The following is a 13,674-nucleotide window of genomic DNA, read 5'->3' as shown; positions in this document are numbered from 1 at the left end:
AATAACTATTTGAAAGTATTTAGATAAAAACTAGTTTTTCCATAAAATATGATGGAATGGTTTTTTAGGATCACGGCTAATGAGAATTCGTGCAAAAATATCATCTAGCTCATCTTCGGCCGTTTTCGCCAATCCGATCACGACTTCACTTAGCGTTTTTAACTCAAGCTCATTTGTTAAAATCATTTGCCAGTGATCAGTTATGGGCACTATTTCTGCCGCACCACACTCTTCAAACTGTAAAGCAAAAATTAATTGATCCGCAGGTTCTAGATTATCCATTGCCCCTTCGAGGAAAAGGTCATATGCGATTTCAATGATTTCATCTTCATCAATTAAATTTGTATTATGCGTTGCTGTCATGGTCGTTCCTAAAAATTATAATTATAACAATGGGCTAAAGAAATAACATAAGCGTTCAACGACACGATTCCAAAATGGACGTTGTTCCCATTCATCTATTTCTAAGCGAGTTGAGCGAGCCATGTAGTCATACTGGACAAGCGTGAGATCGCTACCAAAACTCTTATCGTCGATGACAACAGTTATCTCAAAGTTTAACCATAAGCTGCGCATGTCTAGGTTAACTGAGCCGACTAAACTGAGTTCGCCATCGACAAGGACGCTTTTTGTATGTAGTAAGCCATCTTCGAACTGATAAATCTTAACGCCAGATTCCAGTAATTCGGTGTAAAACGAGCGACTTGCCCAACGTACTAAAAATGAGTCATTTTGACGAGGCATAATAATACTGACGTCAACACCACGCATTGCAGCAGTGCAAATGGCATGTAACAGGTCATCACTCGGTACGAAGTAGGGGGTCGTCATAATTAACTGCTTACGTGCAGAAAACATGGCTGTCATTAAAGATTGTTGAATAAGCTCATCAGGGAAACCTGGCCCTGAGGCAATAGTTTGCGTTGTATGTCCATTGGCTTGTTCAAATGGCATCATATTGGCATCAGGCGGCGGTGGCAGTATACGTTGGCCGGTTTCCATCTCCCAGTCAAAAGCATAGACAATACCCAAGGTGGTGCTTACAGGGCCTTCCATTCGAACCAGTATATCAATCCACTCACCCACCCCTGAATCTTGCTTAAAATAGCGTGGGTCGACCATATTCATACTACCGGTGTATGAAATATAATTATCGATAATGACTATCTTACGATGTTGACGTAAATCCATACGGCGTAAGAAAAAACGCATTAAATTAACTTTAAGCGATTCAATGAACTCAATACCTGCTGCGCGCATTTTATCTGGATAATCACTACGGAAAAAATGCCAGCTACCCGCAGAGTCAACCATAATACGACATTTGACACCGCGCTTAGCCGCGTTAAGAAGGGCGTCTGTAACGCCGTCAACAAGACCACCAGGCTGCCAGATATAAAATACCATTTCAATGGAGTGTTGCGCATTGTTGATATCATTAACAATCGCTTTGAGAGAGTCTTCACAAGTTGTTAAGAGTTGTATTCGGTTGCCTTTTACGCCAGCAATGCCTTGGCGTTTTTCACAGAGTTGAAACAGAGGCTCGGCGACAGGACTATTCTCTGACGTGAATATATGTTTTGAATGACGTAAATTTTCTAGCCATGTTGCGACTGATGGCCACATGTGATGTGCTTTATCGACACGGCGCTTGCCTAAATGTAACTCACCAAAAGCAACATACGCAATGATACCGACCAATGGCAGGATATAGATAATTAATAACCACGTCATCGCTGAAGTCACAGGTCTTCGTTTTACTAGAATTCGAACTGTAACAGCTGCAATAATTAGCCAATAAAGGAAAAAAAATAGCCAGCTAACGAAAGTATAGACTGTTGCCATAATTGATTGCATGCCTCACTGACAGGGTGAAAAATGGAAGAAATAGTGTCAAAAAACGAGAGTTTAGCTAAATTTCACCATATAAAATCATGATCAAAACTAAACTTAATAGAATTTAGCAAAAATTGGTTACAAAAGCTTTGTTAAATGCATAAATCTATAATGAAATTATAATTTAGCTTGTTTATTATTTATGGTTGTAATTATTTAAATGGATATTTAGGGGCTAAAAAAGTTCTACTTGGCTCCTTTGAGCAAAAGAATATAATATTTTTTGAAAATTAATTATTCATCTGAAAAGGACACAATAAATGAGACGTAGTAGGCATGAAGTTGCTCGCTGGAGAATGTTAAGACAGGCTCTTAGACGCCGTCGCCGCTGGTTGGAAGGGCATTCTAGGCGTAATATGCACATCTACTCAATGCGTAAAATTGACATTTATAAACGTCGTCATTCTCTGTTATTTGCTCAATGGTGTGAGTAGGGTTATTAAGGCTTTTATTCACATTTTTCACTTTGAGTGATAAAGCTTATTGAATATGATTGCTATTTGCATTTAAACTATCAGTCATATTCATTAAGTACAGGTGTAGGGTAGAAATTGCATATGCGCTGGATCCGTTGGGTTTTCATTATTGTTATCTCGTTATCTATACATGCAGGCCTCGCGATGGCTTGGATTTTCAATCAACCAAATTTGGTTAAAAATCCAGAACCTATGAGCATTGCAATGATAGCGTTTGAAGAGGAGGCTCCCGCAGCTCAGCCTGTACCGCAGGTAGAAACGCCGGTGGAACCTGAGCCAGAACCAGAACCTATCGTGGAACCTGAACCCGTTGTTGAGCCAGCTATTGCTTTACCGCAAAAAAAACCTGAAGTTAAAAAGAAACCAAAACCTAAAGTAGAAGAAAAGAAAAAAATTAAAGAAGAGGCTAAGCCTGTTGAAAAGCAGCTGGCAACAAATAATTCAAACACAGAGTCTAATTCACAATCGAAGGCAGAAAAATCGAATGTGACTGCCAAAAATAATGGCCCGGCTAACAACCAATCAACGAGTAAGAGTGGGCCTAAAGCGTTACGTAAGCAGGCTCCTCCATATCCAGATCGCGCACGACGACTGGGTAAAGAAGGTTATGTTAAAGTCCGTTATGATATTGATGAAGATGGGCGTGTGACGAATATTGAGTTTGTGGAAGTTTCACCAAAAGGATTATTTGAGCGAGATGTTAAACGCACGATGAATCGTTGGGCATATGAAAAACAACCCGCTAAAGGTTATGTGACAGAAATTTATTTCAAACTTGATGGTACGGTTAGCCAAGTATAAGAATAGAAGTCATATTATAAAGTTACCCCATTACTTTCTTGATAAAAAATACCGCCGTGAATAATTATTTCACAGCGGTATTTTTTATTTTATGGCTATATTTGCAAGTCGTAAAGCTAGCTTAATCTGAGCTTTCTAACTGAAAATGTTGTTTTTCTTTTGGCAATTCACGAGGTGTACTGTCGTCATTGACTGCGACATAAGTAAAAATGGCATCAGTTGCACGGTAACGTTGACCTACGGGTTCTGTAGCCACTTTTTTTACCCAAACTTCAATATTGATAGTGATCGAGCTTTTTCCTGTTTTTACACAACGTGCATAGCAACAAACGACGTCACCCACAGCAACAGGCTTTTGAAATTTAATACCATTAACCGCGACGGTGACAACACGTCCCAGTGCGATTTCTTTCGCTAGAATAGCGCCGCCAATGTCCATTTGAGACATTAACCAACCACCAAAAATATCGCCATTTGCATTGGTGTCCGCAGGCATAGCCAGCGTGCGTAAGACGAGTTCCCCGTTAGGTAATTGCATATCCAACTCTTAGTTAAAATAATGATTTAAAGGATAATTATACTTTTATAGCAAATTATAGTGACAATAGTAAACTAGAACAACATCTTCTGCCACGATGATTTATAACCAAATGATTTTTGTATGAAGAAAATACGTTAATCATCAATATTGACTATAGTGTGTCAAACGCCTCCTGTAATAAACTAAATTAATGCAAAGAAAAAACAAGAAACGTCTTTTACATTTAGTTAACAGGTTAGATTGTCTATACTAAAAAGATGACATGTTATCGATGAAAGATAATTAGGGAGATTCATGATGAGATTAATATTGGCACTATTACTACCTTGGTTTCAGTTCTTTACCATTGGGCGGCCTTTTGCGGGAATTATCTGCTTAATTTTACAGATTACGCTCATTGGCTGGATACCCGCAGCGATATGGTCGGTATATGCATTATCTCAATACAATACCGATAAAAAGATAAATAAAGCGTTTGGTCGATAATGACTGAATAATGATGTTGTCATCTAAATAAAAAAACCTGCTTTTATTAAATAGCAGGTTTTTATGTTTCGAAGCTAAATATAATTTATAAAGCCTATTCTTTATGTTCTTCTACAGGTTCTTTGGTCATATTTTTAAAAATATAAACCACACTGAGAACTGTAAAAATAAGTGTACCAGCCGTTAAACCAAAGACTTTAAAGTTAACCCAAATATCTTGTGCCATCCAAAAGGCAACATAGATATTAACGATTGCACAGACTATAAAAAAGATAGCCCACGCACTGTTGAGTTTTGCCCAATAACTATCAGCCAATTTAATTTCTTGATTACTACCGAGCATTCTTTGAATTAATGGTTTTTCAGTGAACCACTGGCTTACTAGTAGCGCGATAGCAAAAAGACCGTAAATGATAGTTACTTTCCATTTAATGAAGACATCACTATGGAAAATAAGTGTTAATGCGGCAAAGGCCATAACAATAGCGCAGGTAATTTTCGCCACTTTTTCTACTTTTTTATAGATCAGATAAGTCGCAAGTAATGCCAGAGGAGTCGCAACCATCAAGGCGCCACTCGCATAAAAAATATCATATCGCTTATAGACGATAAAAAAGATGACTAAAGGAATAAAATCAATAAGTTGTTTCATAACAGTGAATACATAGCCTCAACGTCAAGATAATGGAGTAGTTTAACTGATTTTTGCTTGGATTGTTAAAAGTTTGCATCTTTTTACCAATAAACACGCATTGTTACCAATTATATTTGCACAATCTTACTGTTATTTGACTTACTTCTAGATTAACTTGTGCGGTTGATATATAAATAGTGTGTATATTATTTTAACTACCTAATTTATAGGGGTTTTTCAGAACATGATTAAAGCTAGGCTATTTGCCTGGATGCCAGGATTAGAAACACTGTTCAAATATCAACTTGCAGACTTAGGGCCTGATGTGAAGGCGGGGTTGTCGGTTGCTGCTGTGGCATTGCCTGTTGCCATCGCCTACGCAGAACTGATGGGTGTTAATGCAATCGTGGGTTTATATGCCTGTATATTGCCGATGTTTGTTTATGCCTTATTTGGTACTTCAAAACAGCTTATTATTGGGCCTGATGCGGCAACGTGCGCCGTAATAGCGGCAGCCGTTAGCCCATTAGCAATGGGTGATGCCAATACGCGGTGGCAATTGATCATTGTGATGAGCTTGATGACGGGGGTCTGGTGTTTAATTGCGGCAAGATTTCGATTAGGGACTTTTGCTGATTTTTTGTCTCGCCCGATTCTACAAGGATTACTCAATGGGGTTGCATTGACGATTGTTGTCAGTCAATTGGGCAAAATTTTTGGTATTACGACCCTACCTTCTGGTTTTATTGAGCGCTTAATTGCATTTCCTTTATCGTTATCTCAAACACATATTCCAACGTTAATTATTGCAGTGGCAACATTAACTATCACGATTGTGATTCGAAAAATTCGCAGTAAATGGCCTTCATTATTAATTGCTATGGTCTTAGCTACCGCTGCGAGTCTGTTATTTAATCTTGAACAATATGGGGTGAGTATTGTTGGAAATCTTGGTAATGGATTGCCATCAATCCCTATGCCTGATTTCCCTCCCGGATTAATTCGCGATCTTGTCATTCCGTCCTTAAACCTTGCGGTGATAAGCTTTGTGAGTTTTATGATGACGGCGCGTAGCTTTGCAAGTAAAAATGGTTATACCGTCGATGCTGATCAGGAATTACGTGCTTTGGGATTGGCGAATATTGCCTCGGCATTGTCGCAAGGCTTTGCTGTGAGCGCGGCAAGTAGCCGAACAGCTGTTAATGATATGATGGGCGGGAAAACACAATTAGTTTCAATAGTTGCAGCATTAACAATATTGGCTGTTTTACTTTTTTCTATGGACTTACTCGGTTATATACCGATGCCCGCATTGGGTGTGGTGCTTGTTATTTCGACATTATCATTAATTAATTTCCGAAGTATATTTTCAATGCGTAAACGTAATCGCGAGGCTTTTTTCCTCTGCATATTTACGCTGTGTGCCGTATTAGTCGTTGGGCTTATTAGTGGCGTTGGACTTGCGGTATTATTAGGTTTGTTGCAATTTATTCGTATTATTTTTCGTCCGACTGATCAGCTTTTAGGTGTTGATGACCAAGGCATGTTGCACTCTATAACGCCGGGTAATGACATCCAACCAGTAGACGGTGTTTTGATTTATCGTTTTAATTCTCCGCTGACTTATTTTAATGTTAATTATTTCAAAGAACGCTTAAATAAACATTTAGATAATCAGCCTAAAAGGCCCGCTTGGATCATCGTCGATGCTGCGGTGAGCTTTACGCATAATGATGTTAGCGTTTTTTCTGCCCTAAATGACATTGTGACCTCATTGAAAGCAAAAGGGGTTACTCTGGTTTTAGCAGGGCGGCGTACCTCTGTTAATCGATGGTTAGAACAAAATAAAATTATACGTTCTGATGATGATTTATTAGTTGTGCCAGATATTTATTTTGCAATCCGCTTAATTCAGAGTAAGCAGCAAATACAAATAAAATGTGTAGAAGATAGAAAGGCAGTAGAAGAGCGAGTAATTGATGAGGTAGAACAAACTGCGGGTACGCTAAAATATAATGGTGTTATGCCACTTACTGAACAAATTAAACATGAAGACAGATAATTCTTAAAAAATAGCAAAACAAAAATTGTTATTTAGTGAGTCAAAAAAAGGGCGCATTTATTATGCGCCCTGAATATTTGAATTGATGCTAAGTCAGTTTTTGTAAATCAGCATGTATAAACGGTAGAAATAAATTAGTGCAAAAGCGGCAATAATATTATTTATTAGGAACGAAATACCGTTAGCAACAATATGATTTAATTGGACACTGCTGAGTAAAACACTCACTAGCATTTGTGACGCCATCCAGATTAATACCATTGGTAATGCAATTCGCCAATTGGCATAAGCCATCTTCCAACTTTTACCCATAGCACTAAATGGATTAGTTTTTTCACTGATAAGAATCGCTGGGGCTAACGAAAAACCAATGGCAAGCACAATACCAGGAAGCACCATAATAGTGATGCCTAGTTGAATAAGCAGCGAGCAAACCACTAATAACAGAAACATGGATGGCGCTTTAGATAATGACGATACAATGGCTTGCGTACCCGTCATTTCCTCACCTTGAGACATTCCTGCTATATAAGATAGTACACCACAAATCAATACTAGACTGCCGAGTGTTACTGATAATATCAACCCAAAAGATACACGTAAAATGCTGCTTTTATCCGCTTCAGAAAGGCTAAGTACCCAGTCTTGCAAGCCTGAATTGCCCGCTTCGACTAGCTTACTTTGCGCTTCAATAAGTACCCCTATCATTTGCTCATTTGGGATCATGACAGCGTAAAAAATCAGGCTAACCGCAGTTGCTAACAGTACGATTGTGGATAGGCCACTCAACTGATTTTTAAAAAAATTGATACTGTCACTGATGAGTGAATTGGCCGAAATGGACATCTAACTGCTCCTATCTACAAATGAGATCATAATTTTAGCTAATTGTAACTGAGTATCCTGCTCATAGGTAGAGAAAGATAAGAAAAGTCTGGGAGTTAGCAATAATTGTTATTTGAAATTAACACGCTAAATAGGTGTTAATAATGTTTTTTATAATCAAATACACTTAACATGTATTTCAAATATAAGTTATAAACGTGACGGAAATATAATGAAATGAAAAATCATTTTATATTTCGATGCTTATTTGTCAAAAATTGATTTAAATCAAAATTTAAAAAAATATAAATGAAATAATATAATCATATTTATTATGTTGTCTGTAAATTAGTAAAAGATGTGATCTTGATTTGAACATGAATTTATATAATAAGGTATATTTGCCTAAAATAAAAATACAGGAATGGGATTGATAATGAAAAAACTCACTGCGCTTATCTTAGCTGCTGCAACTCTAGCTCCGGCAATTTCAATTGCTCACGAAGCTGGCGATTTTTTATTTCGTGCGGGTACTGCAACCGTAAGACCTAATGCAGGATCGGAAAGTGTTTTAGGTTCTTTAGGTTCATTTGATGTTAATAATAATACTCAATTAGGTTTAACTTTCGGTTATATGATTACCGATAATATTGGTGTTGAATTATTAGCTGCAACTCCTTTTGAACATAAAGTCGGTACTGGTCCAACAGGAACAATTGCAACAGTTAAACATTTACCACCAACGTTAATGGCTCAATATTATTTTGGTAGTAAAGAAGACAAACTGCGTCCTTATTTAGGCGCAGGTGTCAATTATACCTTCTTCTTTGATGAAAAATTTAATTCAACAGGTAAAACAGCAGGTTTAAGTGACTTAGACTTATCTAGCTCTTGGGGCTTTGCCGCACAAGCAGGTATGGACTATATGTTAACTGATAACTGGATGCTAAACGCCTCTGTTTGGTGGATGAATATCGAAACTGACGTTAAATTTAAAGCAGGTGGCGTACAACAAAAAGTTGATACACGTTTAGACCCATTTGTATTTATGTTTGGTGCCGGTTACCGTTTCTAAGTATTTAGCAGGATGCAAAACAGGATATTTCCTGAAATCTGATGGATTAGAGTGTAGTAGGAAATCCGAGAGTATTTATATTCTCGGATTTTTTGTTTTTATTTATATCGTTTCTATTTATCACCATTTCAGGATATTGAAATAATTTTAAAAGAAAAATAACAATTAATTTACAGTTACCAAATAGAGAACAATAATCAGAATTAAAGCTATTAAACAAATAAGCCTGTGCAATAATTAATTAAAGTAATCATATTCTGTGATAAATGTAATGGTAAATTATTGAAAATTATTATTGATGATTTAATTTCTGTTAAATGAAAATAGGAAGGGGCTAATCTAATGTGAGGCGCAATTAAATTAACCCTTTAGATTTTTGAATATGTGATTTTAGATGACTACCAGAACCATTGAACATTTAAACCTGCATTGATACTACTTGTTTCATATTCATCAGGCTTATACAGCGGTGTTCCCAAAAAGAGATCATAGCTAAAGATATTAATGTTGCCTCTCATACCGATGGACGTACCGATTAATTGGTCATCAGAATAAAGGCCTATAGGATAGATATCGCCAATAATGCGTCCATAATCTATAGCATAGTACGGGTAGACGGAGATCCCAGGGAAATAAAAATTGAATTCATTACGAAAATAAAAGCCTTTGTCTCCAATAAGGGAAAACTCCTCGTCAAATCCTCTTACAGTCCAACGATTTCCCAGAGAGAATTGGTCTTGAATAGTTAAACGGTCACGGGAGTATTGTAGGAATAGCTGAGGATTATAGCTCATGACGAAATTATCAAATACGATAGGGATCATGCCACTGGCATCAAATGTAATAACTCGCCCTAGTGTACTGACATCACCATATTTCATATCCCAACTCTCTTCAGCACCAAACCAAGGAACATTACGTTGGTAATTTAGTGAGGCATCGATGGTTGCATTATCAATATTTTGTCGATGATTCACGCCTAATTTAATGTTGGTAAGGTTTCTTTCCTGCGACAGTAAAGTGACATCTTCAAGCTTATATTTGGATTTTCGTTTCATTAATTGCATTGATACCGTATCTTTATAAGTTTGACCACGTACTAAGATATGGCTAGCAGTCGCATTCAAATATTTACTATCACCATAGTATTTGTAGCTCATGACGGTATCTTTAATAGTTTGCTTATAGTCGCTTTGACTAGCATAAACAGAAAAAAGCCAATAGTTATAGGGAACAGCATAGTAAATTGATTGGTTATTTGAACTATGACGAGCTTTGTTGTTTAAGTTTTTACCTGCCGATACATAGAGTGTGTCATTTAAGCTCGTGAGATTATTCCCATACAGCGTGACGCCCACTTGGTCTTTACCTGTTTGTTTACTCCCTGAGTTACTGTAATAGCCGCCGACATTGAAATGTGGTGATTTACCCCGTTTAATAGTGATGTCTGAGCTTGAAAGTTCGCTGCTAGGCGATAATTCTATGTCAATTTTTGCATTTGGTATTCTTTCTAAGTTTTCTAAGCCTTGCTCAATATCGCGCAGATTTAAAATATCCCCTTTTTTAGTCGGCATGACAGAGGATAAATTAATGTATTTATCACTATCGTCGGTTAGTTTTATGTTTGCGACTTTTCCCGGAATAATTTGAAGTATTAAATTACCATCACCAATATTTTGTTCGGGGATGGTGACGCGCGTTGTGATATAACCTGTTTTAATTATTTTATCTTGCAAACCTTTCGCTAGTGTTTGGACACCGTTGATACCAATGCAGTGTCCGATGACTTGATTTGCATACATCTGAAGAGGCCGTATAGACGGTAACTTAGGTTCTATTATTAAAGTAACCTGTTTTATTTCAAAACAGTTTTTTTCTTCTGAGAATATTAAAATGTTATTCGACTTTTCCACTTTTTTATTGAGTGTATCTTTAGTTTCTAACTGAGTTTGTTGCTGACGAGATTTATCTTGACTAATTTGATTGTTAATTTGTTGATCGATAACAGGTAGTTGGTTACCTGACGAAAAAAAAGGAAATAATGAAATAGATAATAGCACATAACGAAACTTCATAGGCACCACTTATATAGTAGAGAAATAGGGGGCTCCCCCTAAGCTTAATATTATAATTACTATTTTAGTTAAAACCCATATGGTTAATTTTATAATTTGCAACTATCTTGTGAGGGATATACAAATAGTTATTCATTTTTAAATTAGTAATATAAATTTTCATTAAAATGAAAAGGGCTGGTTAGGCCCTTAGAATATATTATCAATTATAAACTCTACCATCAAGAATAATTGTCATGCCTAAAATCAGTCCACTATAACCATTATAGATTATTGGGCTAGTAATTTTAGTTGTTCCTAATGAGCTAATTCTGCCACGATCGTTATCAATTCGAGTGAATACATCGATGATTGCATCTTTTCCTGCGTCAATTAGTCCTGAGTATGTATTGTTAAGCTTATCAGCATTAATTTTAACAGTATTCATTCCTGTTATTTTACCATAACGATTATCTAGGTTATTTCTTAAATTAATACTAACATCACCTTTAGTATTACCTCGTTCTGAGATATTAGCTGAAATTTCGCCATAGTAATTATCTAAGCTATTTGCTTTTATAGCAACGGACCCATTATCGGCTTTTAAACCACCAGTTGTTCCTGCTAGCCCAAAATTAGAACTATAGTTTTTAAATGAAATTGAACTTCGATTAAGTAAGTTATATGTTTCTATATTCAAATCGTTTTCGGCTTGAATAAGACCACTTTCATTAGAGAAAGTTTGATTGTTAAAGTCTAAATTATAACCTTTGATATAACCATAAGCATTTGTGAGGTATACAATATCAAATACAGATTTACCAGCACCAGATATGATAGAACCTGAGTTAGTCAGTGTATTTGATTTAATCGTTAACCCTTTACCACTGTTAATTGAGGCATATCTATCGTTAACGATCTGATAGCCCGCTGCAATATCCATTTTTCCATTAGTTGATTTTATTAATGAAGACTTATTATTAATGCTCGTTGCATCAAGATTAACTTTGCGCTTAGCAACTATTGTTGAATTATTACTATTATCGATTAAATTACGAGCGTTGATGGTTACATCGCGACCTGTAATATTAGAATTGTTATTATAAACATAGCCCGCATTGATAACTAAATCATTACCGGAAACAATGCCTCTATTGTCAGGAATGTTTACATTATTTCTGAGTGTATGATAGTTTTGAATACCGGTAGTGGCTCGTAAATTAATATCACCTTTAGTTGTCTTGATGCTTCCATTGGTATTAACTAATAGGTCAGATTTAATATTAATATCTTTTTGTGCATTGATGACTCCACCGTAATTATTCAATGTACCAGCGCTAGATAAATTAATACTACCACCTGATGAGGCGATTTGTCCGTTCACGTTATCAAAGTTGGAATTTTTTGATGTAATATTTACATCATCAATTGCAGTCATGCTTGATTGATTTTTAAAAGCATAAGACTCGCTATTTATAGCACCAGCCGATTGTATTTTATTACCATTAAATAAGTTTCCAACTGAGCTCATGGTCAGCCCACCAGTGCCAGCGCTAATAATACCTGCATTATTAACACCTGAACCATTTTCAGTGGAAACTAAAGTGATTTTATCTGCATACATGCCGCCCACTGAAGAAACGTCTATGCCAACGCTATAGCCATAACCTACGCCTGTAACGTTGGTTATATAGTTGCCTGCGGCATCAACAAAGTTGTTACCAGAAACAACATTAATTTCTTTCGCTCGAATATCTCCACCTATGGCGACTGAACGAGCAATAATATCAGTTGGAGAATCTGATACTAAACGATTTTTAATAACAATTTGACCTTTTTCTACGTTATAACCGATAACCTGACCACCAGCTACTAGTGTTTTTCCTGTCGTTAGAGTAACTCGTTCAGTATTGATAAAACCACAGTTGTTACAGGTAATACCTGACGCGTTTGCCACGATCACTTGTGCTTTATCACCGGCAACTTCAATCATACCGCCTAAGGTACTTGCTTTATTTGAGTTAACTTCATTGAGTATAACGTTAGCTGTCCCACCGCTTAAATTAAGATTACCGTTGATTTGGCCACCAAGTTGAGTACTTGTATTGGTTTGACTGTTATTTAAAATTAAACCTTTTTGGTCAACATCAAATTGGCTATAAATATTATGAGAAACACCACCCGCACTTGGCCCTTTGATGTGAACAATAGTGGGGCCATTAGATTGGTTAATAACAGCAGCACCATTAATATTAGTGACTGCGCCTTGAGCGACAGAGACGAGCCCTAAAACAATTGAGATACCTAAAAACACGGGTTTAATTCTCAATGTCGGGCTATTGAGTGATTTATTGTTAATTTGTTTCATATATATCCCTAAATTAGACTATAAATTAATTAAAATAGCATACTTAAATTCCATTACAGCCAGTTAATTATGCTTTAAATGTAATTTAAATAAAAATTAATTATTTTTAAGTCCTATGGTTAATATATATGTAACATAAATACCTACAATAATTAGAATGTAAGGTGTAAATATATTAAGATTAAGTTTTTACTTATTAATCATTGCATTGCAATTACTCCGATATGGATATTGTAGTTATTATTACGCATGAATTAATACTTATCTTTAAATTATAATAAGATGCTATTAGTAAGAGTTATTTATTGTTTGTTATTAGGTTTAGTTATTTATACTGCTTGATGATGTTTTTTATCTAAGCTTTAGTTTAAATTGATTGTTTATTCATCGAGAGTGAAAGTGGTCTTGTCAATAATAGAATTAAAATATTAATCTACTTTAAATAAACACTAAATA

Annotated in this window: 12 protein-coding genes; 5 read left to right on the top strand and 7 right to left on the bottom strand. The window is 36.0% G+C overall.

Annotated elements, in window-relative coordinates; translation table 11 throughout:
- Window positions 1-30: 30 nt before the first annotated feature.
- Window positions 31-363, bottom strand: coding sequence for an HI1450 family dsDNA-mimic protein (locus ACTH6U_RS03020; protein ID WP_441831563.1), 333 nt, complete (start codon window positions 361-363; stop codon window positions 31-33).
- Window positions 364-384: 21 nt separating this feature from the next.
- On the bottom strand, window positions 385-1,845 hold the full coding sequence (gene cls, locus ACTH6U_RS03015) for a cardiolipin synthase (RefSeq protein WP_294106060.1): 1,461 nt from the start codon (window positions 1,843-1,845) through the stop codon (window positions 385-387).
- A 311-nt stretch (window positions 1,846-2,156) separates the two neighbouring features.
- Between cls and ACTH6U_RS03010 the strand changes: the two genes are divergently transcribed.
- Both ACTH6U_RS03010 and ACTH6U_RS03005 read left to right on the top strand, forming a co-directional pair.
- On the top strand, window positions 2,157-2,330 hold the full coding sequence (locus ACTH6U_RS03010) for a YciY family protein (protein ID WP_294106063.1): 174 nt from the start codon (window positions 2,157-2,159) through the stop codon (window positions 2,328-2,330).
- Window positions 2,331-2,453: 123 nt separating this feature from the next.
- Complete coding sequence (locus tag ACTH6U_RS03005; protein ID WP_441831562.1) at window positions 2,454-3,173, top strand: TonB family protein; 720 nt, start codon at window positions 2,454-2,456, stop codon at window positions 3,171-3,173.
- Between the two features lie 121 nt (window positions 3,174-3,294).
- Here ACTH6U_RS03005 and yciA read toward each other — a convergent pair whose 3' ends face one another.
- Window positions 3,295-3,711, bottom strand: a complete 417-nt coding sequence (yciA, locus tag ACTH6U_RS03000; RefSeq protein ID WP_294106070.1) for an acyl-CoA thioester hydrolase YciA — start codon at window positions 3,709-3,711, stop codon at window positions 3,295-3,297.
- 300 nt (window positions 3,712-4,011) lie between these two features.
- Here yciA and ACTH6U_RS02995 point away from each other — a divergent pair, with 300 nt between their 5' ends.
- Entirely contained in the window at window positions 4,012-4,200 is a 189-nt protein-coding gene (locus ACTH6U_RS02995) for a YqaE/Pmp3 family membrane protein (RefSeq protein ID WP_294106197.1), read from the top strand.
- Between the two features lie 94 nt (window positions 4,201-4,294).
- Here the strand turns inward: ACTH6U_RS02995 and ACTH6U_RS02990 are convergent, their stop codons facing one another.
- Window positions 4,295-4,852, bottom strand: coding sequence for a septation protein A (locus ACTH6U_RS02990; RefSeq protein WP_294106073.1), 558 nt, complete (start codon window positions 4,850-4,852; stop codon window positions 4,295-4,297).
- A gap of 226 nt (window positions 4,853-5,078) precedes the next feature.
- On the opposite strand from ACTH6U_RS02990, the gene ACTH6U_RS02985 reads away from it, so the two are divergent.
- Entirely contained in the window at window positions 5,079-6,896 is a 1,818-nt protein-coding gene (locus ACTH6U_RS02985; RefSeq protein WP_441831561.1) for a SulP family inorganic anion transporter, read from the top strand.
- A gap of 93 nt (window positions 6,897-6,989) precedes the next feature.
- Here the strand turns inward: ACTH6U_RS02985 and ACTH6U_RS02980 are convergent, their stop codons facing one another.
- Window positions 6,990-7,742 (bottom strand): YciC family protein, encoded by a 753-nt coding sequence (locus tag ACTH6U_RS02980; protein ID WP_441831560.1) that lies wholly within the window; start codon window positions 7,740-7,742, stop codon window positions 6,990-6,992.
- A 415-nt stretch (window positions 7,743-8,157) separates the two neighbouring features.
- Between ACTH6U_RS02980 and ompW the strand changes: the two genes are divergently transcribed.
- Window positions 8,158-8,796, top strand: a complete 639-nt coding sequence (ompW, locus tag ACTH6U_RS02975; protein WP_441829186.1) for an outer membrane protein OmpW — start codon at window positions 8,158-8,160, stop codon at window positions 8,794-8,796.
- A gap of 398 nt (window positions 8,797-9,194) precedes the next feature.
- Here ompW and ACTH6U_RS02970 read toward each other — a convergent pair whose 3' ends face one another.
- Both ACTH6U_RS02970 and ACTH6U_RS02965 read right to left on the bottom strand, forming a co-directional pair.
- Window positions 9,195-10,871 carry a ShlB/FhaC/HecB family hemolysin secretion/activation protein gene (locus ACTH6U_RS02970; protein ID WP_441831559.1) on the bottom strand — a complete coding sequence of 559 codons (1,677 nt, stop codon included), beginning with the start codon at window positions 10,869-10,871 and terminating at the stop codon, window positions 9,195-9,197.
- Window positions 10,872-11,073: 202 nt separating this feature from the next.
- Window positions 11,074-13,218, bottom strand: coding sequence for a two-partner secretion domain-containing protein (locus tag ACTH6U_RS02965; protein ID WP_441831558.1), 2,145 nt, complete (start codon window positions 13,216-13,218; stop codon window positions 11,074-11,076).
- Window positions 13,219-13,674 lie beyond the last annotated feature (456 nt).

The sequence above is a fragment of the Providencia sp. genome (assembly GCF_052096715.1).
GTDB lineage: Bacteria > Pseudomonadota > Gammaproteobacteria > Enterobacterales > Enterobacteriaceae > Providencia.
Note: the sequence above shows the minus strand (reverse complement) of the source record. Positions and strands in the feature narration are given on the sequence as shown.